We start from the raw sequence: 23,044 nt of genomic DNA, 5'->3' as shown, positions 1-23,044 counted from the left end.
GCCAGCTTGGGTGGAGTCATTGTTGAAATACCACTCTGATCGTGCTGGATGTCTAACCTGGGTCCGTGATCCGGATCGGGGACAGTGTCTGGTGGGTAGTTTAACTGGGGCGGTTGCCTCCTAAAGAGTAACGGAGGCGCCCAAAGGTTCCCTCAGCCTGGTTGGTTATCAGGTGGTGAGTGTAAGTGCACAAGGGAGCTTGACTGTGAGACTGGCGGGTCGAGCAGGTGCGAAAGCAGGGACTAGTGATCCGGCGGTGGCTTGTGGGAGCGCCGTCGCTCAACGGATAAAAGGTACCCCGGGGATAACAGGCTGATCTTCCCCAAGAGTCCGTATCGACGGGATGGTTTGGCACCTCGATGTCGGCTCGTCGCATCCTGGGGCTGGAGTTGGTCCCAAGGGTTGGGCTGTTCGCCCATTAAAGCGGTACGCGAGCTGGGTTTAGAACGTCGTGAGACAGTTCGGTCCCTATCCGCTGCGCGCGTTGGAGTCTTGAGAAGGGCTGTCCCTAGTACGAGAGGACCGGGACGGACGAACCTCTGGTGTGCCAGTTGTTCTGCCAAGGGCATGGCTGGTTGGCTACGTTCGGGAGGGATAACCGCTGAAAGCATCTAAGCGGGAAGCCTGCTTCGAGATGAGGACTCCCACCCACTTGATGGGGTAAGGCTCCCTGTAGACCACAGGGTTGATAGGCCGGAGATGGAAGCCTAGTGATAGGTGGAGTTGACCGGTACTAATAGGCCGAGGGCTTGTCCATAGATGCTCGCGTCCACTGTGAATTTTCTTCGAAGCTTGTTGTGCTTTTTCAACTGAACAGCGCGCTTGTTCGTTGGAGCACTTCTTATAGTGTTCCGGTGGTCATGGCGAAGAGGAAACGCCCGGTTACATTCCGAACCCGGAAGCTAAGCTCTTCAGCGCCGATGGTACTGCATGGGGGACCGTGTGGGAGAGTAGGTCGCCGCCGGACAATTATTGATGGGACCTTTGGTTCCCCAGCGTAAGCGTTGGGGAACCAAAGGTCCTTTTTTGTTTTACCGGCATTTTTTCGCGGGTTTGGAAAGCTAGGAGTCACGGCCATGTCAGATTCTTCCGACGAGCGGCCTCCGCGGCGGCGCGAGGACGACGAACGGGGACGAGGGCGCGACCAGCGTGGTGGCGGCTTCCGCCGTGACGACCGCCCGCGCTCCGGGTTCCGCCGTGATGACCGCCCCCGTGACGATCGTTCTCGTGACGACCGTCCCCGTGGTGACCGTCCTCGTTATGACGGGCCGCGTCGGGAAAACGGCGGCGAGCGTCGGGAGTTCCGGCGTGACGATCGTCCCCGACAGGGCGGCGGTAGCGGTGGCGGTGGTGGTTACCGGCGGGACGACCGTTCTCGTGATGACCGTGGCCGTGACGACCGTCCGCGCGGGGATCGTCCGCGTCAGGGCGGCGGTGGCGGCGGTTACCACAGGGACGACCGTTCCCGTGACGATCGGCCGCGCCAGGGTGGCGGCGGCGGTGGTTATCGGCGCGACGATCGGCCGCGTGACGACCGGGGCCGCGATGACCGTTCGCGTGGCGAGCGTCCCCGTGGCGGTGGTGGCGGCGAGCGTCGCGAGTTCCGGCGTGATGACCGGCCGCGTCAGGGCAGCGGTGGTGGCTACCGCCGGGACGACCGTCCGCGCCAGGGCGGGGGCGGCGGTAGCGGCGGCTATCGCAGGGACGACCGTCCGCGTCAGGGCGGCGGCGGTGGCGGTTACCGGCGGGACGACCGGGGGCGGTCCGGAGGCGGCGGCGGTGGCTTCCGTCGCGACGATCGGGGGCCCCGCGAGCGGCGGTTGCCGATTCCCGAGGACGTCACCGGCGCCGAGATCGACAAGTCGGTGCGGCAGGAGCTGATGAGCCTGCCGAAGACGCTGGCCGAGGATGTGGCCAAGAACCTGGTGATGGTCGCCAGGCTGCTGGACGAGGACCCCGAGCGTGCCTATCTGTACAGCAGGACCGCGCTGCGGCTGGCCTCCCGGGTCGGTGCCGTGCGGGAGGCCGCCGGCTTCGCCGCCTACGCGGTGGAGAAGTACGGTGAGGCGCTGACCGAGTTCAGGGCCGCCAAGCGGATGACCGGTTCGGTGCATCTGTGGCCGATCATGGCCGACTGTGAGCGTGGTATCGGCCGCCCCGAGCGGGCCCTGGCGATGGCAGGGGAGCCCGAGGTGAAGCAGCTGGACCGCGCGGGTCAGGTGGAGATGCGGCTGGTCGCCGCCGGCGCCCGGCGGGATCTGGACCAGGCGGACGCCGCCGTGGTGACCCTGCAGAGCCCGGAGTTGGCGTCCACCGCTGTGCATCCGTGGACGGCCAGGCTGCGTTACGCCTATGCGGACGCGCTGTTGGCGGTGGGCCGCGAGTCGGAGGCGCGGGACTGGTTCGCCAAGGCCCTTGAGGCGGACCAGGGCGGTACGACCAACGCCTCCGACCGGCTGGCGGAGTTGGACGGCGTCGAGTTCCTCGACGCCTTGGATCCGGATCAGGCCGAGGAGGACTGACCCTTCGGGCGGTGCCGGGCCAGCGGGTTGTCGAGCGTGCCGACCAGGTGGGACTCGTCCTCGTCCGGGTTCTCCAGATCGACCATCTGCTGGTTGTTCCGCAGCTGCATGCGGTTCAGGCAGACGCGGTGGAAGGACTCGGCGAACAGGTCGTACTGCTCGAAGCGTTCGGCGAGCTCGGGGGTGGCCCGCTGGTAGGCGAGGACGCACTCGGCGACCGTGGCCCAGAAGGTCTCCTCGTCCAGCAGTCCCTCGCCGTCCAGGATCGGGCTGAGGAAGCGGAAGAAGCAGTCGAAGACATCGGTGAAGATCGAGAGGGGCCAGATGTCGTCCCTGGGGACGGGGAGCCGGATGCGCTCCACGTCCTTGGGGACCTCCGCGTCCTCGTCCAGCAGGGCGATCTCCTCGGCGAGGTCCTTCATCAGGGCGCGCACCGGGACGCCGTCCCTGAGGACCAGGATCAGGTTCTCGCCGTGCGGCATGAACATCAGGTCGTGGGCGTAGGCGCAGTGGATCAACGGCGTGAGATAGACGTCGAGATAGTGTCGCAGCCAGTCGGCGGGGGCGAGGCCCGATTCGCGGATCAGGCCGCCGACGAAGGACGCGCCGTCCGGGTCGGTGTGCAGCAGTGACGCCATGGTGGCCAGGCGTTCGCCCTCGCCCAGCCTGGGGACGGGGCTCTCCCGCCAGAGCGCGGCGAGCATCTTGAGGTAGGGGGAGGTCTTCTTGGCCGCCTCCTCGAAGTGCCGGTGGCGGTAGCCGATGGCGGCGCGCTCCTTGAGGATGCCGAAGCCGTGCCGGGCCAGCACCTCGTCGTCCTCGATGATCTCGCCCAGCCAGTCGTTGATGGCGGGGGTGACGCTCATGTAGCGGGCCGAGAGGCCGCGCAGGAAGCCCATGTTGAGGACGGAGAGAGAGGTCTTCACATAGTGCTTCCGCGGGGAGTCGGTGTTGAAGAACGTGCGGATCGACTGCTGGGCGCGGTAGCGGTCCTGGCTGGTGCCGAGGTAGACGAGGTGGCGCTGGGCGACCTCGGCGGCGAAGGTGACGGAGATCTTGTTCCGCCACTGCCAGGGGTGGGCCGGCAGCAGATAGAAGTCGTCGAAGTCGAGGCCGAGTTCGGACATGCGGTCGGCGAGGGTGGCGCGTTCCTCGGCGGAGAGCTCCTCCGCGATCAGCTGGTCGTAGTCCAGTCCGTCGATGGCGCTGAAGGTGGCCAGATCGCGGCGGGCGGCCAGCCAGACGAGGTGGACGGGCGCGCCGGTCTCCGGGGCGTAGTCGAGGTATTCGGAGGAGTCGAAGCCGAGCCGGCCGTTGTTGGCGACAAAGATGGGGTGGCCCTCGTACATGCCGGTTTCCACGGTCTGGAAGTCCTGGGCGGCGAGTTCGGGGGCGGTGTGTCTGCGGTTGGCGAGTTTGTAGGCGCTGCTGGCCAGGGTGCTGCTGATCTCCTCCAGATAGACGGGGAGGATGTCGTCGCTGAGGTTGAGCGACTCGCGTAGCTCCAGCACGAGGTCGAGGGCGTCGAGGGGGAGGCTTTCGCCGGCGCGTTCCCTGGTGATCGAGGTGTGGTCGATGCGCCAGTGGTCGAGGGCGTACACGCGGGCGGTGAAGCGGTAGGCGACGGTGCCCTCGTCGCTGTGCACGGCGTAGCGGCCGTCGGGCTGCTGTTTGGGGGTGATCAGGCGCTCGTGGGCGAACTCGGCGAGCGCCTTGCGTATCAGGAGGCGGTTGGCCCGCGCCCAGTGTTCGGGGTTGAGATGGGCGGGCGTCTGCTGAGGCGATGTGGGGGTCATCGGTCCGCTCCTGGGAGTCGTTGGCTGGTGGTCGCGAGGTACTGCTCGCGGGTGCAGAAGCTCAGTTTGGCTTCCTTGTCCGGCAGTCGCACGGTCTTCTCGACGGCGAATCCGACGGCTTCGTTGAGCCGGTGGACCGCGTGGTTGCGGGCGTCGGGTTCGACGACCACGCGTCGGTTGGCGGGGTCGGAGAAGAGGAGTTGCATCACGGTGTCGATCACGGCGAGGGTGAAGCCCGGGAGCGGGGTTTCCGTGGCGGCGACGAGGAAGTGCATCCCGATATCGCCCTCCCGCACCGGGTAGGTTTCGCCGACCGGATCGGCCGCGGGGTCGTAGCTCTCGACCAGGAACGTGGGCAGCCCGTCGTGGTAGCCGAGATGGGCGGCGCGGCGCGGGTCTCCGTCGATCGTCTCGTATTCCTTGCGCACATCGGCCAGTTGGGCGTCGCCCATGAGCCAGAAGGCCGATTTGGGGTGGGTGAGCCACTGGTGCAGCAGGGGGCTGTCGACGGCGGGGTCGACGGGGCGAACGGTGAACTCGCCGAGTTGTGGATGGCGTCGGGCGAAGGTCTGACCGCGCATGGGACTCCAAGTCACAAAGGGGGACTGGAGCGAGGTTAGCCTAGCCTAAGTTTCATCGGCAATTGGGCCTTCGGCCTCGTCGGAGAGATCGCGGAGCACCAGGCCACTGGCCGGTTTGGGTCCGAAGGACGTGGATTTCTGAGGCATGGTCACTCCCGCTTCGGCGAGTTGACGCACCGTCGCCTCGGCGACCGGACGCAGCAGTACCGCGCTGCCGCCGGACTGCCGGGCCTGGGCCAGGGCGCTCGGGGCGTCATGGAGATAGCGGGGGTTGGTGGGGCCGGTGTCCTCGGGGCGGGGTCGCCAGAGACCGTTCAGCAGGACGGCGTGCAGCACGGTGGCGTCCAGTCCGCGCCAGAGCGGCGGCCGGTCGTGGGGCACGGTGCGTTCGATCAACTCCGGGGCCGGGCGGTCCAGAAGATGCCAGCACTCCTCGTCCTGGCCGGCGAGCAGGAAGGCGGGGCCGGCGGTCGTCCGCAGCGTCTCCAGGGCGTCCGGCAGCGGGGTGGCGCGGATCGGGCGGACCCGGAAGGCGCCCGCGAGGCGGTCGACGGCGGCGGCGGGTGGCAGCCAGGGCAGCACCCGGTGGATCGCCTGCACCCGCAGCGGGAAGCGCGCCGTGTCGACCAGCAGGACCAGGGTGCGGTCCCAGGGCGGGGTCCCCCGGTGCTCCTCGTTGAGGCGTCGGGCGGTGGCCCACCGGTGGTGGCCGTCCGCGATCAGGGCCCGGTGGTGGGCCAACTCCGCGTTGACGGCGGCCTGTCGGGCGGGATCGTGGATCGCCCAGATCCGGTGTTCGATGCCGTTGGGCGTGGTGGTAGCGAGCAGCGGCTCGCCCTCGGTGGCCGCGTCCACGGCGTGGGCGGCCGGTCCTTCGGGCTCGCCGCGGTAGGAGAGGAGGAGGGGTTCGAGGTTGGCGGCCGTGGCGCGGGTCAGGGCCGCTCGTTCGGCGACCACCTCGGGCATCACGTCCTCGTGCGGCAGCACAAGACCGGATTCGGGCGGGGTCAGCGCGAGCGTGCCGAGGAGGCCGCGTTGCAGCACGGTGTCGGGGCCCCGGCGTTGCTCGTAGACATAGAGGCCGGGGCGGGGGTCGGCGGTGAGGACGCCGGAGGCGCGCCAGTGGCGCAGCCGCCGGGCGGCCGCGCGGTGATCGGCGCCCTTGGGCAGGATCAGCCGCACCACGTTGTGGGGTTCGGCGGTCTCCAGGCGGTGCAGTCCATCCGGTTTGACCACGACGTCGTACGGGGGTGAGGTGACGGCGGCGAGGTCGGCGACGCGACGCGGTTGGTAGCGCACGGCGTGGAACGGGGCGAGGGTGAGACCCGCTACATGCATCCTGGCATCGTATGCCCGAACGGGGTGGGGGATGATCGGGGCGATGGCTGATGCGACGAAACTCCCACGGACCCGTCCGGCAGGCTCCGCCCAGGCGTTGAGCGAGGACTACGACACCGCGCTGCTGGATCTGGACGGCGTGGTCTACACGGGCGGCGTCGCCGTTCCGCACGCGGTGGACGCGCTGCGGGCCGCGCGGGACGGGGGGATGCGGCTCGCCTATGTCACCAACAACGCGGCACGTACCCCCGGGACCGTGGCCGAGCATCTGACGCGACTCGGGGTGCCGGCCGAGGCGGCGGAGGTCGTCACCTCGGCGCAGGCCGTCGCCCGGCTGATCGCCGAGCGGGTGCCGGCCGGTGCGCCGGTGTTGTGCGCGGGCGGCGAGGGCCTGCGGGTGGCGCTGGCCGAACGCGGGCTGACGCCCGTCGACTCGGCCGAGGACCGGCCGGCGGCCGTGGTGCAGGGCTATGGCGGCCCCGAACTGCCCTGGGGCGTGCTGACCGAGGCCGCGCTGGCGGTCAACCGGGGCGTGCCGTGGTTCGCCTCCAACACGGATCTCACCATCCCCAGCGGGCGGGGCATCGCGCCGGGGAACGGGGCGGCCGTCGAGGTGGTGCGGATCGCCACCGGGCACACCAAGGATCCGGTGGTCGCGGGCAAGCCGCTGCCGCCGATGCACCGGGAGACGATCCTGCGCACCGGCGCGCGGCGTCCGCTGGTGGTGGGGGACCGTCTCGACACGGATATCGAGGGCGCCCATGCCGGCGGCGTCGACTCGCTTTTGGTGTTCACCGGGGTGACCGACGCGGTGACGCTGCTGACGGCGGTGCCCGAGCACCGGCCGACCTATCTGGCGGCCGATCTGCGGGGGCTGCTGACGCCGCATCCCGAGGTGCTGCCGGCGGGGGACGGGTTCCGCTGCGGCGGCTGGCTGGCGACGGCCGCTCCCGGGGGGCGGCTCGCGGTGCGCGCGGTGGACGGTGGCGACGGCGGCGATCCGCTGGACGGGCTGCGCGCGCTCTGCGCGGCGGCCTGGACGGCGGGCGGCTTCGACGACCGGGCGCGGGCGGCGGAGGCGCTGGGCCCGCTCGGCCTCTGAGCCGCCTCTCCGGGCAACGGGGCCCGGGGCGTGGCGGGTTGGCGTCGACCGCCGGTCCGCTCGGCGGCGCGCGCCCGGCGTGCCGGTCGGGTGGCGGGGGCACCCGGTAGCGTCGGGCCCATGTACCCCGCAGAGCGCGAGCCGGTCGAGCCGGCAGAGGACGCAGGGACCGCGGCGCACCAGCCGGTCGAGCCCGTCGAGCCCGTCCGGTCCGGCGAGTCCGGGGAGTCCGGGGAGTTCGCCGTGCCCGGCGAGTCCGCCGAACGTGACGGGCCCGCCGGCGGCGCCGGCGGGGACGGAGCGTCGGACGAGCCCGAGCCGTTGGGCCTGGTGGTGCGGGAGACCGGGCACGGGCCGGTGGACGCGGTGTTGGCGCGGCTGGCGGACGTGGACCGACTCGGTGTCGGCGGGCATCCGGAGGTGTACGAGGATGTCCACGACGGCCTGCGGCAGACGCTGGCCGCGCTCGACCAGCCCACCGGGCCGCCCGTGCCGGGCGCCCCTCACCCCTCCAGGAGCTGAACGCCCCGTGGCAGCGACACAGCGACGGCTCGCCCGGCTCGACGCGGAACTGGTGCGCCGCAGGATGGCCCGTTCCCGGGAGCACGCCAGAGCGTTGATCGAGGCGGGCCGGGTGACCGTCAACGGATCGGTCGCGGGGAAGCCGGCCACCCAGGTCGCCACCAGCGCGGCGCTGGTGGTGCGGGAGGACGACGGGGATCCGGACTATGTCTCGCGCGGCGGTCACAAACTGGCCGGCGCGCTGGCCGCGTTCACCCCGCGCGGGCTGCGGGTCGAGGGCCGGCTCGCGCTGGACGCCGGCGCCTCCACGGGCGGCTTCACCGATGTGCTGCTGCGGGCCGGCGCCGCCGGGGTGATCGCCGTCGACGTCGGCTACGGCCAACTCGCCTGGTCGCTGCGGGCCGACGAGCGGGTCACCGTCAAGGACCGTACCAACGTACGGGAGTTGACGCCGGAGGCGATCGACGGGCGGACGGTCGACCTGGTCGTCGGGGATCTGTCGTTCATTCCGCTGGGCCTGGTGCTGCCGGCGTTGGTGCGCTGCGCGAAGCCGGACGCCGATCTGGTGCTGATGGTCAAGCCGCAGTTCGAGGTCGGCCGGGAGCGGTTGGGCAGCGGTGGTGTGGTGCGTTCGGCGGCGTTGCGGGAGGAGGCCGTGACCGGGGTCGCGGCGCGGGCGGCGGAGCTGGGCCTTGGCGTCCTGGGCATCGTCGCGAGCCCGCTTCCTGGGCCGTCGGGCAATGTTGAATACTTCCTTTGGCTGCGCGCCAGGGCTCCCGCGCTGGATCCGGCCGATGTCCACCGTGCCGTGTCGGAAGGCCCACAGTGACCAGTACCGCTAAGCCACGCACCGTCTTCCTGCTCGCCCACACCGGCCGGCCCGCCGCCGTGCGCAGTGCCGAGCGGGTGGTCGCCGGACTGCTCGGGCAGGGGATCGGGGTCCGGGTGCTGGCCGACGAGGCCGACGATCTGGCGCTGCCGGTTGAGGTCGAGCGGGTCGCCAGGGCGGACTGCGACGGTCGGGTGCTGGACGGCTGCGAGCTGCTGGTGGTCCTGGGCGGGGACGGCACGCTGCTGCGCGGCGCCGAGTTCGCCCGGGCGTCCGGGGTGCCGATGCTGGGGGTGAACCTGGGCCGCATCGGCTTTCTCGCCGAGGCCGAGCGGGACGATCTGGAACATCTGGTGGACCGGGTGGTGGCGCGCGCCTACGAGGTGGAGGAACGGATGACGTTGGACGTCTCCGTGCACGCCGACGGCGATCTGCTGCACGCGGACTGGGCGCTCAACGAGGCCGCCGTGGAGAAGGCAGCCAGGGAGCGGCTGCTGGAGATGGTGATCGAGGTCGACGGCCGTCCGGTGTCCGGGTTCGGCGGGGACGGCGTGGTCTGTGCCACCCCGACCGGCTCCACCGCCTATGCCTTCTCCGCCGGCGGTCCCGTGGTGTGGCCCGAGGTGGAGGCGCTGCTGATGGTGCCGATCTCGGCGCACGCGCTGTTCGCCAAGCCGCTGGTCACCGCGCCGGACTCGGTGTTGGCCGTGGAGGTCGGGGCGCATACCTTCCCCGGGGTGCTGTGGTGCGACGGGCGGCGCAGCTTCGACCTGCGGGCCGGTACCAGGATCGAGGTGCGGCGGGGCGCGGTGCCGGTGCGTCTCGCCCGGTTGCACAAGGCTCCGTTCACCGATCGGTTGGTCGCCAAGTTCGCGCTGCCGGTCGCCGGCTGGCGCGGGGCTCCGCACTGATGTTCGGGCCCCGTCGTCGCCAGGGGCCCGGTTAACCTCGTATGGTCGTATCCGTGTTGGAGGAAATGCGGATCAAGGGTCTTGGCGTGATCGACGACGCCGTGGTCGAGCTGTCCTCCGGGTTCACCGCGGTCACGGGTGAGACCGGAGCGGGCAAGACCATGGTGGTGACGAGTCTCGGCCTGCTTCTCGGCGGCCGGGCCGACGCCGCCTATGTGCGGATCGGCGCCTCGTCCGCCGTGGTGGAGGGCCGGCTCGACGTCCCCGCCGGCGGCCCCGCCGCCCGCCGGGCCGAGGAGGCGGGTGCCGAACTCGACGACGGGGCGCTGCTGATCAGCCGCACCATCTCCGCCGAGGGCCGCTCCCGCGCGCATGTCGGCGGCCGCGCCGTTCCCGCCGGGCTGCTCGCCGAGCTGGGCGAGGACCTGGTCGCGGTGCACGGCCAGACCGACCAGCAGGGGCTGCTGCGGCCCGCCCGGCAGCGGGAGGCCCTGGACCGCTACGCCGGCGAGCCCGTCGCCGGCCCGCTCGCCGACTACCAGGAGACGTACCACCGGCTGCGCGCCGTCGCCGGCGAACTCGCCGAACTCACCACCCGGGCCAGGGAACGCGCCCAGGAGGCCGATCTGCTGCGGTTCGGCCTGGACGAGATCGCCGCCGCCGAGCCACGGCCGGGCGAGGACGTCGAACTGGCCGCCGAGGCCGAGCGTCTCGGCCATGTCGAGGCGCTGGCCGGCGCCGCCGCGCAGGCCCATGGCGCGCTCGCCGGCGATCCTGCGGACCCCGAGAGCCTGGACGCCGTCACCCTCGTGGGTGGTGCGCACCGGGCGCTTGAGGCGGTCAGACAGCACGACCGGTCCCTCGCCGAACTGGCCGACCGGCTGGGCGAGATCGGCATCCTGCTCTCCGACGCGGCCGGCGAACTCGCCGGCTACGCCGACGGCCTGGAGGCCGACCCGCGTCGGCTGGCCGCCGTCGAGGAGCGCCGTGCCACCCTCAACCACCTCGTCCGCAAGTACGGCGACGGCTCGGCCGACGGTGCCGGCGCCGTGCTGGGCTGGGCGGAGGCCGGCGCCGCCCGGCTCGCAGAGCTGGAGGGCGACGACGACCGCATCGGCGAGCTGACCGAGGAACGCGACGGGCTGCGCCACCGGTTGACCGAGCTGGCGCTGGCGCTGAGCGAGGCCAGGGCGCAGGCCGCCAAGCGGTTCGCCGACGCGGTCACCGAGGAGCTGACCCAACTCGCCATGCCACACGCCCGCGTTCAGGTCGCGCTCCGCCAGACCGAGGCGGCCGGCGGCCCGGATTCGGCCGACGACATCATCGAACTCCACGGCCGGCCCGTCCACTTCGGGCCACACGGCGCCGACGAGGTGGAGCTGCTGCTGGCCCCGCACCCCGGCGCCCAGCCCCGGCCCATCGCCAAGGGCGCCTCCGGCGGCGAGCTGTCCCGGGTGATGCTGGCCGTCGAGGTGGTCTTCGCCGATGTCGCCCCCGTCCCCACCTACCTCTTCGACGAGGTCGACGCCGGGGTCGGCGGCAAGGCGGCCGTCGAGGTCGGCCGCCGGCTGGCCAGACTCGCCGACGCCGCCCAGGTGGTGGTGGTCACCCACCTCCCGCAGGTCGCCGCCTTCGCCGACCGGCATCTGGTGGTGGAGAAGACCCACGACGGCACGGTGACCAGCTCGGGCGTCCGCTCGGTGCACGGCGAGGGACGAGTAAGGGAACTCTCCCGGATGCTCGCCGGCCAGGAGGACTCCGAACTGGCCCGCGCGCACGCCGAGGAGCTGCTGGCGACCGCCGCGGCGCAACTCCGCGAGCGGGGGCGCTGACCCCCGGCTCGGGCCTAGCCCGTGCGGGTGGCGGACGCTACCGCGATCCGGGTGATGGCTGGCATCCTGGTGTGCGCTGCCACTCCCCGCCAGCAGAGGGTCGCTGTGCGCGACGACGTACGCTGGGGGAGCGGCGGCATGGCCCGGCGGCAGCGCGGATGCCGAGAGGCATCGCCACCGCAGACCAGCGAACGAGAGGTTGCCGTGAGCAGCACGCCCCCACCACCGCGCCGAGGCGCGCCCTTGCACGTGGTGCAACTCCTGGGCAGCGGCAGCGTGGGGACGGGCACCCATGTGCGTTCCCTCTCCGCCGGTCTCGCCGCCCGTGGCCTGCGGGTCACCGTCTGCGGCGCCGCCTCGGCCGAGAGCCGGTACGGCTTGGTCGCCGCCGGCGCCCGCTTTGTCCCCGTGCCGACTCGTTCCGCCGTCGCCGCCGCCCGGATGCTGCGGCTGGCCTGCGCCGACGCCGATCTGGTGCATGCGCACGGCATACGCGCCGGACTGCTGGCGGCGCTGGCGCTCCGCGGCCGGCGCGCTCCCCTGGTGGTGACCTGGCACGCCCGCTCGGCCACCCTCGGCCCCGGCGCCCAACTCCGTGGGCTGACCGAACGGTTGGTGGTCCGAACGGCCACCGTGGTGCTCGGCGCCACCTCCGATCTGGTGGATCGGGCGCGCCAACGGGGCGCGCGTGACGCGCGCCTGGCGCCCGTCGCGCTCTCCGCGCCCCGCCGCGTCGCGGGCGGGGAACGGCTCGCCGGTGGGGATGGTCTCGCCGCAGCGCACCGTGACAAGCTCCGCGCCGATCTGGGTGCCGCCGACCGGCCGCTGCTGGTCGCCTCGGCCAGATTCGGCCGGGATCCGGGCCTCGATCTGCTGCTCAACGCCTCGCGCTACTGGCTCGACCGGCGCCCGCAACCCCTGCTCGTCATCGCCGGCGAGGGCCCGGATCGGGCCGTGATCCGCCGCCGCATCGCCCGACAGCGGCTTCCCGTGCGGCTGCTCGGCCCGGGCGAGGAGGCCACCGAGCTGCTGCCCGTCGCCGATCTGGCCGTTCTGGCGGCGCGTTGGGCCGGCCGCGCGCCCCTGGTCGACGAGGCGCTGCGGCGCGGCGTACCGCTGGTCGCGACCGCCGTCGGCGGGGTGCCCGAAGTGGTGGGCGGCGCGGCGGTGTTGGTCCCCTACGGCAAGCCGGCCGCGCTCGGCTCGGCGGTCAACGCGCTGCTGGACGACCCGGACCGCCGCGCGGCGCTGGCCGAGGCCGGTCCCGCCCGCGCCCGCACCTGGCCCACCGAGGACACCACCGTCGCCCAGGTGTTGAGCGTCTACGACGAACTGACGGGCGGCCGGGGCGCCGCCGGGCGCGGCCGTTGACGGGGTGAACGGTCAACCCGGGCCGGGCAGCGTGGCGTTGCCGGCCTGTGGATCCCAGAGGACCAGACGGAACTCCGTGGCCAGTGCCTCGATCGCCCGGAGTGCCGCATCGCTCCGCGACGAGTGACCGAGGCTCATGATCACATGGTCGACGCCGATCGCCAGCGGCGTCGACATCCAGGGTGAGTCCACGGGCGTGGGCGAGGAATCGGGGAACCGCGCGCGCAACCGCTCGTAGAACGCGACCACCCGCTCGTCCGGCTCACCCTCGTCGTGCCGGCCGGCCGTGCACCGCTCGAACATCGCTCGCGCGGCCGCGACGTCGGCCGCCTCGTCCATCGCGAGAACCGCCAGATCGAAGCTCACCGCACCATCCTCCACCCGGCCGGAACGGGAAGGGCCGAGGGGCACATCGCCCGGCGCCCGAGCCTCCTCGCGGCGTGTCGCCCGGCAGTACAGTGGCCGGATGACCGACAGGCAGGCGGCCCGGCCGTCGTTGATCGGCGCGGACGATCGCGACACGGCTGTGCGGCGCCTTCAGGAGGCGTACGCCCAAGGACATATCGCGCACGAGGAGTTGGACGAGGGCCTTCGCCAGGTGCTCACCGTCAGGACGCACGACGAGCTCGCGGCGGCCCTGGCCTCGCTCCCCGAGGAGACGCCGGACCGCACCGTCACCATCGCGGCCGCCGCCGGACGGATCCGGCGGCGCGGCGCCTGGCGGGTGCCTCGGCGCCTCAAGGTCGAGTCCGCGTTCGGCCGGGTGCGTCTCGACCTGTCCCGGGCGGTCATCGAACACCCGGTCGTCGACATCGAGTTGCGGCTCGGCACCGGCCGGGCCACGATCACCGTGCCACGCGACGCGACCGTCGAGGTCGAGGAACTGAGCACCGGCTGGAAGGACTGGCACTACCGGGTCCCTCGGCATCCTCGACCGGGCGGACCGAGCATCCGGATCTCCGGGGCCATGGGGTTCGGGCGGCTGAGGATCCGCCACGCCAGGCGCTGAGGCGCCCCCCCGGGTCGACGATCCGCCGGACCGGCCCCGGCACGGGCTACGCGGAGTCGCGCACCACCAGATGAACCGGCATGATCACCGGGGTCGGCGGCTCGGTGGCGTTGAGTCGTTTGAGGAGAAGCGCGGCCATGATCTCGCCCATCCGGGCGACATCCTGGCGGACCGTGGTCAGCGGCGGATCCGACCAGGTGGCGGGCTCCAGATCGTCGTATCCCACCACGGCCACATCCTCGGGGACCCGCAGCCCCTCGGCGCGCAGCGCGCGGAGCGCCCCCGTGGCCATCAGATCGTTGCCGGCGAACACGGCGTCCGGGGCGGGGGAGCGGCGCATCAGCTCCGCCATCGCCGCCATGCCGCCCTCCACCGTGAAGTCCCCGTGGGCCAGCAGCTCCCGCGCCGGCCGCTCCACGCCGAGCGCGTCGCAGTAGCCGGCCAGCCGGTCGACCGCCGAGGTCTGGTCCAGCGGGCCGCTGATCACCGCGATCCGCCGGCGGCCCAGCGAGAGCAGATGCCGCACCGCCTGGCGCGCGCCGTCCCGGTTGTCCGTGTCCACATAGAGCAGCGAATCGTCGCTCTCCCAGCCGGGCCACCAGGGGCGGCCGCCGAAGACGGTGGGCAGCCCGGAGGCGGAGGCGATGCCGCGCAGCGGATCGTCCGTATGCAGCGAGAACATCAGCGTGCCGTCGACATGACCGCCGGCCAGATAGCGGGCCACCCGCTCGTAGTCCGCGTCCTGCTCCAGCAGCATCAGCAGCAGTTGCAGGTTGTTCGCCGACAACTCCCGGCTGATACCGCGTAGTTGACGGGCGAAGAACGGGTCGGCGAAGACCCGCGTCTCCGGCTCGGCGATCACCACGGCGACCGCGCCGGTCCGTCGGGTGACCAGGCTGCGGGCCGCGCTGTTGGGCACATAACCCAGCTCGGCCACCGAGCGCTTGACGCGCTCACGCAACTCCGGGCGGACGCCCGGGGTTTCGTTGACGACCCGTGAGACGGTCGCGCGGGAGACTCCGGCGTGGGCCGCCACGGCCTCCAATGTGGGGTGGGCAGCGGACACCTTCACATCCCTCTTGTTCGTGACACCCCGACCGTACAGGCAAGCGACGACAGTGGGCAGGGGCGCGGCATGAGAGCGCTCTCACTCGTCCGGAAAAATGCGCTTTGTCGCCGCCCCGCCCGGCCCCGCCCCCGGCTGGGCATTGAAGTTCGCATCACGAATGATTATGGTTCGTGGTGCGAACTAATGGAAACTCTCTCTGTTCTGGAGTGTGTGTTATGAGCCCTACCGTCGCGATCGTCGGTGGAGGTTACGGGGGCGCCGCGGTCGCCAAGGCGCTGCAGGACGAGGCGGATGTCGTCCTCATCGATCCGAGGGACGCGTTCGTCAATGCCGCCGGGGCGCTTCGGGCGCTGACCAGGCCCGACTGGGCGGGCAACATGTTCTTCCCCTTCGACCGGCTGCTCACCCGGGGCAGGGTGCTGCGCGACCGCGCCGTCTCGGTCGACCCGACCGGGGTCGCCCTGGCGTCGGGCGGGCGGGTGGCGGCCGACTACCTGGTGCTGGCCACCGGCTCCGACTATCCCCACCCCGGCAAGCCGGCGGCCGTCACCGTCCGGGAGGCGCGCGACGACTTCCTGCGGACCCACAAGGAACTGCGCGGCGCCGAGCGGGTGTTGATCCTCGGGGCCGGGCCCGTCGGCCTGGAGCTGGCCGGGGAGATCAAGGAGGTCTGGCCGGAGAAGCGGGTGACCGTCGTCGATCCGGCCGAGGAGCTGCTGCCGGGGTTCGGAGCCGAGCTGGTGGCCGATCTGCGCCGTCAGCTCGACGGTCTCGGCGTCGAGCTGCGGCTGGGCGCCGGGCTGCGGGAGGCGCCGGGCACGGAGCCCTGCCGCGCCGGGGAGTTCACCGTCACCACCACGACCGGCGAGGAGATCGGGGCCGATATCTGGTTCCGCGCCCACGGGGAGAGCGTCAACAGCGGTTATCTCGCCGACGGCCGGCTCGTCACCCGCACGGAGAACGGCCGGGTCCCCGTCACCGAACGCCTCAACGTCCGCGGTCACGAGCGTGTGTACGCGGTCGGCGACCTCACCGATGTGGCCGAGGCCAAGATGGCCGGCTTCGCGATGCGGCACGCGGAGGTGGTGGCCGAGAACATCGGCGCGCAGCTGCGGGGGGAGCGGCCCACCGCCGAATACCGGCCGCTGCCGCATCCGGTGGTCCTGCTGCCGCTCGGCACCCGGGGCGGGGTCGGCCAACTGCCGTCGCCCGAGGGGCCGGTGACCGCCACGGCGGAGATGGTCGCCGAGTACAAGGGGGCCGATCTGTTCACCGCCAGGTTCACCGAGCAGTTCGGCCCCACGGCGGCCTGACCGCCGCTCCATGGTTCAGCCGTGGCGTTCGGCGGCCACCGCGGCGCGGACCGCCGGGGCGATCTCCCCGGCCCAGCAGCCGAGGGAGCGCGTGTTCGGCGCGCCGCCGCCGGAGGAGAAGAGGACAAAGCCGCCGGCGCCGTGTGTCAGCACGGCGCCGGTCAGCTCCTCGATCCACTGGTCGGTCGAGCCGCCGAGCCAACGGCCGTTCTCGTCTCGGGGGTTGGCCGAGGGGCGGGAGCTGATCCGGCCCGGGAGGTTGAAGACGGTGCGGATCTCGCCGGGCTCGCGGCCGGCGGCCAGCGCCGCCTCGTCGACGATCGGGCGCGAGGTGCGGAAACGTTCGCTGAGCCAGTCGGCGGCGTGGCCCGGGATCCAGCCGTCGGCCACCCGGCCGGTGGCGGCCAGGGACTTCGCGCCGACCGATCCCGTCCACACCGGGGGCGCGGGCACCGGCGCCGGGGTGATCCCGCTGACGCGGTGGTGCCGGCCGTCGAAGGTGACCGGGGGGCCGCCGCCGGAGAGCTTCCGGATCAGGACGATCGCCTCCTCGAACGCCTCGACGGCCGAGCCGGGGGAGAGCCGGGGCACGCCCAGGTCGGCGATCCGGTCCCACCGCCCGCCGGCGCCGGCGCCGAGCACGATGCGGCCGCCGGAGAGCGCGGAGAGCGAGGTCACGGCGCGGGCCAGCATGGCCGGGGGGCGGGTCGGGAGGTTGGTTACATTGACCAGGCCGGTGATGCTCCGGGTGGCGCCGAGGAGGAAGCCGACGGCGGCGTAGGCGTCCAGGTTCTCCCCGGTATAGGGGTGGTCCGACAGGCTGAAGAGGTCGAGGCCGTCGCGGTCGGCCTGTTCGACCGCGCGCCGCAGCTCGGGGCCCTGGTCGACGGTGCTGTGCGAGCCGAAGCCGAAGGCGACGTCCGGTACCGAGGATGCCCGCTGTTCCGACAAGGTGCCGCCTTTCGTCCGGAGGCCGTCGGCGAACATGCCGACAGGCAGCACAAGAGCAGTTCGTGGTGCGAACTCTATTGGTTCGTGCCACGAACTTCAAACAGTTGCCGGGGTCAGGAGTCGTGGGCGGCGGGCCGGTCCTCGTCCAGTTCGAGAAAGACCACGGGGACCTCGTTGTCCAGCACGACCCGGCCGAGCAGCCCGGCGAGCAGATCGCGTTCGGCCGCGCTCAGCCCGGTCGACAGCCGCTCGACCCGGCGGCAGGTCTCGGCGTAGAACCGCTCCACCAGATCGCTTCCCCTGGGGGTGAGAGCGACCCGCACCGCGCGGGTGTCCCGTGGATCGGGCTGCCGCCGCACCAGACCGTTGCGTTCGGTGCGGTCCACCAGTCCGGTGAGACTCGACTTCGCCAGCCCCAGCGTGCCGCCCAACTCGCTCATGCCGTAGGGCTGCGCCATCAACACGCAGAGCAGCTTCCCCTGCTGCGGGGTGAGGCCGAATTCCCGACTGGACTCCGCATACACCGCGTTGACCAGAAACGTGGCGCGGACCAGGGCGGGCACCAGCCCCAGCGCGCCCTCTTCTCGCGTACCCACCGGGTCACACTAACACCGGGACACCGCACATTCGCGAGACGAACTATCCGGCCCACGGCCGCCGTTCCCCCGGGGTGCGACAGGCAGTACGGCCGCCGTGCCCCAGGGGTGCGACAGGGGGTACGGCCGCCGTGCCCCAGGGGATCGGGATCTGCGGGTTCCCTTCGCCGCCGGCCACCGGCTGTGCCATGAGCTGTGCGTTCCGACTCCGGCCCCGGTGGTTTGTCCACGGTTTGTTGCACGGGGGCGTCCGTTTCCTCGGAGCTGTCCCGTTCACTCGGTCTCGGTGAGCTGGAGGAGCGCCGGTTGGAGTCGGTGCGCGAGTGCGGTGTCCCAGAGTTCGATCTCGGCGGAGAACAGGCTGACCGTTGCCTTGAGCGCCCTGCGAAGTTCCCGCGCGGTGAGCGAGCGCACAAGCGTCGCTTCCAGCGGCCTGGTCAGGTCGTCGGACAGCAGGTGGGCGCCTTTGGCGTAGGCGGTGGGGTGGCCAAGCCGGAGGCAGGCCAGGGTGATGAGGTGGTCGCGTAATGCGCTGATCCAGTGCTCGGCCTGCCACCACCGGTCTCTGGCGACGCAGGTCCGGGCGTGCAGCGTATGGTGCCAGGACAGCCCGATCAGCGTGTCCGGGTCGGGTGCGGCGAAGGCTTCGAGGTCCGCTGTCCGGCCGAAGACCGTGTGCCATTGAGGGCCGCGCGGGCCGAACGCGGCCTCCGGGGAGAAGGTGAGGTCGATCTCCAGCCAGTCGGGCAGGAGGAAGACGCGGACGGTGCTGGGCGGCGATGCCAGGTCCCAGTGGTGCAGTGCGCCGAACTCGTCGTAGAGCCGCTTGGTCCAGGAATCGACGGCCGGAGCGAGATCGCCGCGGACGGCGAGAACCAGGTCGATGTCCGACCAGTTGTCACCTTGTCCGGCAGCGTGCGAGCCGGTGAGTGCGGCGCCTGTGACGGCACCGTCGGACCTGGCAAGGTCGAGCAGGCGCTCACGGACCTGATCCCTTTGGTGAGCAGGCAGCATGGGGTTCTCTCCGTTCGGTGATCTCGTGAGTACTGACGGGCGATCAGCATCGGCGGAGGGATGGGGAGTTGGCCGTTGTGCTCGCGGAGGTCGTGGAGGCCGCGGAGATCGGTCGGCGCGCAGCGCTCACCGTCGACCGCGGCACCGACCGCGTCCTGGCCGGGATCTCTCTCGACCCGTGATCCGAGTGCGTCGTGCAGTGGCCACCGCTGTATCCGTCGGACCACCAACCCCGCGTTTCCCGAGGCGGCCCCGTCGGCCGCCGAACGCCGGGGTCCTGCCCCGGCCACGCACGCAGACGCCGACCGGGGCGGTCCCGTACACAACGAGCGGAACCACGCGCTCAGGGGCATGAATCCCATCCCCCTGTCCTGTCGGCCACGCGGTGGACATCGCCGGTGGGAGAGGACAGGGGATCCGGGATCCCACAGGATCAGCCGCCGAAGGCGCCGGAGGCCGTCAACCGCAACGCCGTGTCGATCAACGGCACATGGCTGAACGCCTGCGGGAAGTTGCCCACCTGACGCATCCGGCGCGGATCCCACTCCTCCGCCAGCAGCCCCAGGTCGTTGCGGAGCGCCAGCAGCTTCTCGAACAGCTTGCGCGCCTCGTCCACCCGGCCGATCATCGCCAGATCGTCCGCCATCCAGAACGAACACGCCAGGAACGCGCCCTCGTCGCCCTCCAGACCGTCCACGCCCGCCTCGTCGCCGGACGTCGGATAGCGCAGGATGAAGCCGTCCAGGGTGGACAGCTCCCGCTGGATGGCCTCGATGGTGCCTATCACCCGCTTGTCGTCGGGCGGCAGAAAACCCATCTGCGGGATCAGCAGCAGCGAGGCGTCCAACTCCTTGGAGCCATACGACTGGGTGAACGTGTTCCGCTCCGCGTCGTAGCCGTGCTCGCAGACCGCGCGGTGGATCTCGTCCCGCAGCTCGCGCCAGCGCTCCAGCGGGCCGTCCACCTCGCCCGACTCGATCAGCTTGACCGTACGGTCCACGGCCACCCAGGCCATCACCTTGGAGTGCACGAAGTGCCGGCGCGGACCGCGCACCTCCCAGATGCCCTCGTCCGGCTCGTCCCAGTGGTCCTCCAGATAGCGGATCAGCTTGAGCTGGAGCAGGTTGGCGTGGTCGTTGCGCGAGAGGCCCGTCATATGGGCCAGATGCAGCGCCTCGGTGACCTCGCCGTAGACATCGAGCTGGAGCTGGCCGGCGGCGCCGTTGCCGACCCGGACGGGCTGGGAGTTCTCGTAGCCGGGCAGCCAGCTCAGCTCGGCCTCGGCCAGCTCGCGCTCACCGGCGATGCCGTACATGATCTGGAGGTTCTGCGGATCGCCGGCCACCGCCCGCAGCAGCCACTCGCGCCAGGCCCTGGCCTCCTCGTGGTAGCCGGTGCGCAGCAGCGAGGAGAGCGTTATGGCGGCGTCCCGCAGCCAGGTGAAGCGGTAGTCCCAGTTCCGGGAGCCGCCGATCTCCTCGGGCAGCGAGGTGGTCGGCGCCGCCACCACGGCCCCGGTCGGCGCGTAGGTCAGCGCCTTCAGGGTGATCAGGGAGCGCATCACGGCCTCCCGGTAGGGCCCGTGGTACGTGCACTGGGCGACCCACTCGCTCCAGAACTCCTCGGTGGCGGCCAGCGTCTCCGCCGGGTTGGCCACCGGCGGCGGCTCCTTGTGCGACGGCTGCCAGCTGATGGTGAACGCCACCCGGTCGCCCTGGGCGACGGTGAAGTCCGAGTACGTGGTGAGGTCCTTGCCGTAGGTGTCGGCCGTGGTGTCCAGCCAGACCGAGTCGGGCCCCGAGACGGCGACCGTCCGGTCGTCCACCTTGTGCACCCACGGCACCACCCAGCCGTAGGAGAACCGCATCCGCAGCGCCGAACGCATCGGGACCCGTCCGCTGACCCCCTCGACGATCCGCACCAGCTGGGGCGCGTCCACGCCGCGCGGCGGCATGAAATCCGTCACCCGCACGGTGCCTCTTGGGGTGTCCCACTCGGATTCGAGGATCAGCGAGTCCCCGACGTAACGGCGGCGGTTGGCGGGCGGTGGCGGCATGTCCTTGCCATGGGCAGGACCCACCCGCCAGAACCCGTGCTCCTCCGTGCCGAGCAGCCCGGCAAAGACGGCATGGGAGTCGAAACGCGGGAGACACAGCCAGTCGGCCGTCCCGTCCCGACAGATGAGCGCGGCGGTCTGCATGTCGCCGACCAGTGCGTAGTCCTCGATGCGCCCGGCCACTTGCCACTCCAGTCGAACAGCGCTCCGCCCCCCGTGGGACGTGCGGAATTTCCTCGCCCATTCCGGCGTCCAGGCAGGATACGACGCCGTTCGGCGTTCCGCTGGACGCGTGGCGAACCCGTCGTTCGCCCCGGGTGCCCTTGTTGCCATTCGTCAGTACATATCGATTCGTCCGCTACCCGCCCGATACTGGTCCGGTAGGGGTCCTCGGGCGCCCTGGTCGGTCCTGCCGCTGTTACCCTGGTAGCCCGTGGACCGGAGGCAGCGACAGACCTTCGAACACCAACGATGGCACCCCGGAAGCAACCGCGTGGGGCCTTCGCGTATCCGACCTCGCGACCACGGGAGCCCCCACTTGGCCATGCCGCCCAGCACCACGACGACCAAGCACATCTTCGTCACCGGCGGGGTCGCCTCCTCGCTCGGCAAGGGGCTCACCGCTTCCAGCCTGGGAGCCCTCCTCAAGGCGCGTGGCCTGCGCGTCACCATGCAGAAGCTGGACCCCTACCTCAACGTCGACCCCGGCACGATGAACCCGTTCCAGCACGGCGAGGTGTTCGTCACCAACGACGGCGCCGAGACGGATCTGGATGTCGGGCACTACGAGCGGTTCCTCGACGTCGACCTCGACGGCAGCGCCAACGTCACCACGGGGCAGATCTACTCCACGGTGATCGCCAAGGAGCGGCGCGGCGAGTATCTCGGTGACACCGTGCAGGTCATCCCGCACATCACCAACGAGATCAAGCACCGCATCCGGCGGATGGCCACCGACGACGTCGACGTGGTGATCACCGAGGTGGGTGGCACCGTCGGCGACATCGAGTCGCTGCCGTTCCTGGAGGCCGTGCGCCAGGTGCGGCACGAGGTCGGCCGGGACAACGTCTTCGTGGTGCATATCTCGCTGCTGCCCTATATCGGCCCCTCGGGTGAGCTGAAGACCAAGCCCACCCAGCACTCGGTGTCCGCGCTGCGGAGCATCGGCATCCAGCCGGACGCCATCGTGCTGCGCGCCGACCGCGAGGTGCCCACCGCGATCAAGCGGAAGATCTCGCTGATGTGCGATGTCGAGGAGGCCGCCGTGGTGGCCGCCATCGACGCCAAGTCCATCTACGACATCCCGCCGGTGCTGCACGCCGGCGGCCTGGACGCCTATGTGGTCCGCCGCCTCGACCTGCCGTTCCGGGACGTGGACTGGACCCAGTGGAACGATCTGCTGGGCCGGGTGCACCATCCCGAACACGAGGTCACCGTCGGCCTGGTCGGCAAGTACGTCGACCTGCCCGACGCGTACCTCTCGGTCACCGAGGCGCTGCGCGCCGGCGGCTTCGCCAACAACGCCAGGGTCGCCATCAAGTGGATCACCTCGGACGACTGCCGCCCGCCCGGCGGCGCCGCCCGGCAGCTGGGCGACTGCGACGCCATCTGCATCCCCGGCGGCTTCGGCGACCGGGGCGTGGAGGGCAAGATCGCCGCGATCACCTACGCCAGGAAGAACGGCGTCCCGCTGCTCGGCCTCTGTCTCGGCCTGCAGTGCGTGGTCATCGAGGCGGCCCGCGAGCTGGCCGACATCCCCGACGCCAACTCCACCGAGTTCGACCAGGCCACCCCGCATCCGGTGATCTCCACCATGGACGAGCAGCTGGACATCGTGGCCGGCGAGGGCGACATGGGCGGCACCATGCGGCTCGGCCTCTACCCGGCCAAGCTCGCCGAGGGCTCCGTGGTGCGCGAGGCGTACGCCGGCGAGGCCTATGTCGAGGAACGGCACCGGCACCGCTACGAGGTGAACAACGCCTACCGCGCGGAGCTGGAGAAGAAGGCCGGTCTGGTCTTCTCCGGCACCTCGCCGGACAACCGGCTGGTCGAGTTCGTCGAGTACCCGCGCGAGACCCACCCGTACCTGGTGGCCACCCAGGCGCATCCGGAGCTGCGCTCCCGGCCCACCAGGCCGCATCCGCTCTTCGCCGGTCTGGTCGGCGCCGCGGTGCGCCGGATCGCCGAGGGGCGCGCGGACGCGGGCGAGGCGGGCGGGGGAAACTGAGGGGC

General features: G+C 71.4%; 20 protein-coding genes and 2 rRNA genes. 13 read left to right on the top strand and 9 right to left on the bottom strand.

Going from position 1 to position 23,044, the window contains the following annotated elements; genetic code table 11:
- The 4 genes from AOM46_RS24710 to AOM46_RS34785 form a co-directional block, all read left to right on the top strand.
- Positions 1-757 (top strand): 23S ribosomal RNA (locus tag AOM46_RS24710); the annotation flags it as partial.
- Between the two features lie 93 nt (positions 758-850).
- Positions 851-967, top strand: a 5S ribosomal RNA gene (gene rrf / locus AOM46_RS24705).
- 245 nt (positions 968-1,212) lie between these two features.
- A complete protein-coding gene (locus tag AOM46_RS34790; RefSeq protein ID WP_199824057.1) occupies positions 1,213-1,881 on the top strand; it encodes a hypothetical protein in 669 nt (222 codons plus the stop codon).
- The gene (locus tag AOM46_RS34785) at positions 1,821-2,522 is read left to right on the top strand and encodes a hypothetical protein (RefSeq protein WP_062215099.1); all 702 of its coding nucleotides are present in this window, start codon (positions 1,821-1,823) and stop codon (positions 2,520-2,522) included. Before AOM46_RS34790 ends, AOM46_RS34785 begins: the two co-directional genes overlap by 61 nt.
- On the opposite strand, the gene AOM46_RS24690 is transcribed toward AOM46_RS34785, so the two are convergent.
- Genes AOM46_RS24690 through AOM46_RS24680 form a run of 3 tightly spaced genes read right to left on the bottom strand, consistent with a single transcriptional unit; the run spans position 2,504 to position 6,237 of the window.
- Complete coding sequence (locus AOM46_RS24690) at positions 2,504-4,318, bottom strand: IucA/IucC family siderophore biosynthesis protein (RefSeq protein WP_062215096.1); 1,815 nt, start codon at positions 4,316-4,318, stop codon at positions 2,504-2,506. The two genes, AOM46_RS34785 and AOM46_RS24690, sit on opposite strands and share 19 nt — an antisense overlap.
- Positions 4,315-4,899 carry a GNAT family N-acetyltransferase gene (locus tag AOM46_RS24685; RefSeq protein ID WP_062215093.1) on the bottom strand — a complete coding sequence of 195 codons (585 nt, stop codon included), beginning with the start codon at positions 4,897-4,899 and terminating at the stop codon, positions 4,315-4,317. Before AOM46_RS24685 ends, AOM46_RS24690 begins: the two co-directional genes overlap by 4 nt.
- 45 nt (positions 4,900-4,944) lie before the next feature.
- Positions 4,945-6,237, bottom strand: coding sequence for a DUF1015 family protein (locus AOM46_RS24680; RefSeq protein ID WP_062215091.1), 1,293 nt, complete (start codon positions 6,235-6,237; stop codon positions 4,945-4,947).
- 43 nt (positions 6,238-6,280) lie between these two features.
- On the opposite strand from AOM46_RS24680, the gene AOM46_RS24675 reads away from it, so the two are divergent.
- The 6 genes from AOM46_RS24675 to AOM46_RS24650 all read left to right on the top strand — a co-directional run bounded on the left by AOM46_RS24675 (position 6,281) and on the right by AOM46_RS24650 (position 12,804).
- Positions 6,281-7,339: an HAD hydrolase-like protein gene (locus tag AOM46_RS24675; RefSeq protein WP_062215270.1), complete on the top strand. Its 1,059-nt coding sequence runs from the start codon at positions 6,281-6,283 to the stop codon at positions 7,337-7,339.
- Between the two features lie 120 nt (positions 7,340-7,459).
- Positions 7,460-7,861 carry a hypothetical protein gene (locus tag AOM46_RS24670; protein ID WP_234313954.1) on the top strand — a complete coding sequence of 134 codons (402 nt, stop codon included), beginning with the start codon at positions 7,460-7,462 and terminating at the stop codon, positions 7,859-7,861.
- Between the two features lie 7 nt (positions 7,862-7,868).
- Entirely contained in the window at positions 7,869-8,690 is an 822-nt protein-coding gene (locus AOM46_RS24665) for a TlyA family RNA methyltransferase (protein ID WP_062215089.1), read from the top strand.
- A complete protein-coding gene (locus AOM46_RS24660; RefSeq protein WP_062215087.1) occupies positions 8,687-9,601 on the top strand; it encodes an NAD kinase in 915 nt (304 codons plus the stop codon). The genes AOM46_RS24665 and AOM46_RS24660 overlap by 4 nt, the downstream gene beginning before the upstream one ends.
- Before the next feature lie 41 nt (positions 9,602-9,642).
- Complete coding sequence (gene recN, locus AOM46_RS24655; RefSeq protein WP_062215085.1) at positions 9,643-11,433, top strand: DNA repair protein RecN; 1,791 nt, start codon at positions 9,643-9,645, stop codon at positions 11,431-11,433.
- A 204-nt stretch (positions 11,434-11,637) separates the two neighbouring features.
- Positions 11,638-12,804, top strand: a complete 1,167-nt coding sequence (locus AOM46_RS24650) for a glycosyltransferase family 4 protein (protein ID WP_062215075.1) — start codon at positions 11,638-11,640, stop codon at positions 12,802-12,804.
- Positions 12,805-12,816: 12 nt separating this feature from the next.
- Here AOM46_RS24650 and AOM46_RS24645 read toward each other — a convergent pair whose 3' ends face one another.
- The gene (locus tag AOM46_RS24645) at positions 12,817-13,170 is read right to left on the bottom strand and encodes a hypothetical protein (protein WP_199824056.1); all 354 of its coding nucleotides are present in this window, start codon (positions 13,168-13,170) and stop codon (positions 12,817-12,819) included.
- A 100-nt stretch (positions 13,171-13,270) separates the two neighbouring features.
- On the opposite strand from AOM46_RS24645, the gene AOM46_RS24640 reads away from it, so the two are divergent.
- Positions 13,271-13,813: a DUF1707 domain-containing protein gene (locus AOM46_RS24640; protein ID WP_062215073.1), complete on the top strand. Its 543-nt coding sequence runs from the start codon at positions 13,271-13,273 to the stop codon at positions 13,811-13,813.
- A 46-nt stretch (positions 13,814-13,859) separates the two neighbouring features.
- On the opposite strand, the gene AOM46_RS24635 is transcribed toward AOM46_RS24640, so the two are convergent.
- Positions 13,860-14,885 (bottom strand): LacI family DNA-binding transcriptional regulator, encoded by a 1,026-nt coding sequence (locus tag AOM46_RS24635; RefSeq protein WP_199824055.1) that lies wholly within the window; start codon positions 14,883-14,885, stop codon positions 13,860-13,862.
- Positions 14,886-15,097: 212 nt separating this feature from the next.
- On the opposite strand from AOM46_RS24635, the gene AOM46_RS24630 reads away from it, so the two are divergent.
- On the top strand, positions 15,098-16,195 hold the full coding sequence (locus AOM46_RS24630; protein WP_062215071.1) for an NAD(P)/FAD-dependent oxidoreductase: 1,098 nt from the start codon (positions 15,098-15,100) through the stop codon (positions 16,193-16,195).
- Between the two features lie 15 nt (positions 16,196-16,210).
- Here AOM46_RS24630 and AOM46_RS24625 read toward each other — a convergent pair whose 3' ends face one another.
- From AOM46_RS24625 to AOM46_RS24610, 4 genes are all read right to left on the bottom strand, one after another.
- Positions 16,211-17,146, bottom strand: coding sequence for an LLM class flavin-dependent oxidoreductase (locus AOM46_RS24625; protein WP_234313953.1), 936 nt, complete (start codon positions 17,144-17,146; stop codon positions 16,211-16,213).
- A 113-nt stretch (positions 17,147-17,259) separates the two neighbouring features.
- Positions 17,260-17,718: a MarR family winged helix-turn-helix transcriptional regulator gene (locus tag AOM46_RS24620; RefSeq protein WP_078857167.1), complete on the bottom strand. Its 459-nt coding sequence runs from the start codon at positions 17,716-17,718 to the stop codon at positions 17,260-17,262.
- A 297-nt stretch (positions 17,719-18,015) separates the two neighbouring features.
- Positions 18,016-18,756, bottom strand: a complete 741-nt coding sequence (locus tag AOM46_RS24615; RefSeq protein WP_062215067.1) for a hypothetical protein — start codon at positions 18,754-18,756, stop codon at positions 18,016-18,018.
- 433 nt (positions 18,757-19,189) lie between these two features.
- Positions 19,190-20,995 (bottom strand): glycoside hydrolase family 15 protein, encoded by a 1,806-nt coding sequence (locus tag AOM46_RS24610; RefSeq protein WP_062215065.1) that lies wholly within the window; start codon positions 20,993-20,995, stop codon positions 19,190-19,192.
- 361 nt (positions 20,996-21,356) lie between these two features.
- Here AOM46_RS24610 and AOM46_RS24605 point away from each other — a divergent pair, with 361 nt between their 5' ends.
- Entirely contained in the window at positions 21,357-23,039 is a 1,683-nt protein-coding gene (locus AOM46_RS24605) for a CTP synthase (protein ID WP_062215063.1), read from the top strand.
- The last annotated feature ends 5 nt before the right edge of the window (positions 23,040-23,044 follow it).

Origin of the sequence: Streptomyces sp. NBRC 109706 (assembly GCF_000974485.1) — a bacterium.
Classification (GTDB): Bacteria; Actinomycetota; Actinomycetes; order Streptomycetales; family Streptomycetaceae; genus Streptomyces.
This window is presented reverse-complemented; position numbering and strand designations above follow the sequence as displayed.

What these genes read in the sequence shown, in the direction of transcription:
- AOM46_RS24670 (WP_234313954.1), top strand. Translation starts at nt 7,460, where the DNA reads ATGTACCCCGCAGAGCGCGAGCCGGTCGAGCCGGCAGAGGACGCAGGG.
- AOM46_RS24690 (WP_062215096.1), bottom strand. Translation starts at nt 4,318, where the DNA reads ATGACCCCCACATCGCCTCAGCAGACGCCCGCCCATCTCAACCCCGAA.
- AOM46_RS24680 (WP_062215091.1), bottom strand. Translation starts at nt 6,237, where the DNA reads ATGCATGTAGCGGGTCTCACCCTCGCCCCGTTCCACGCCGTGCGCTAC.
- AOM46_RS24630 (WP_062215071.1), top strand. Translation starts at nt 15,098, where the DNA reads ATGAGCCCTACCGTCGCGATCGTCGGTGGAGGTTACGGGGGCGCCGCG.
- AOM46_RS24605 (WP_062215063.1), top strand. Translation starts at nt 21,357, where the DNA reads ATGCCGCCCAGCACCACGACGACCAAGCACATCTTCGTCACCGGCGGG.
- AOM46_RS24640 (WP_062215073.1), top strand. Translation starts at nt 13,271, where the DNA reads ATGACCGACAGGCAGGCGGCCCGGCCGTCGTTGATCGGCGCGGACGAT.
- AOM46_RS24675 (WP_062215270.1), top strand. Translation starts at nt 6,281, where the DNA reads ATGGCTGATGCGACGAAACTCCCACGGACCCGTCCGGCAGGCTCCGCC.
- recN (WP_062215085.1), top strand. Translation starts at nt 9,643, where the DNA reads ATGGTCGTATCCGTGTTGGAGGAAATGCGGATCAAGGGTCTTGGCGTG.
- AOM46_RS24615 (WP_062215067.1), bottom strand. Translation starts at nt 18,756, where the DNA reads ATGCTGCCTGCTCACCAAAGGGATCAGGTCCGTGAGCGCCTGCTCGAC.
- AOM46_RS24685 (WP_062215093.1), bottom strand. Translation starts at nt 4,899, where the DNA reads ATGCGCGGTCAGACCTTCGCCCGACGCCATCCACAACTCGGCGAGTTC.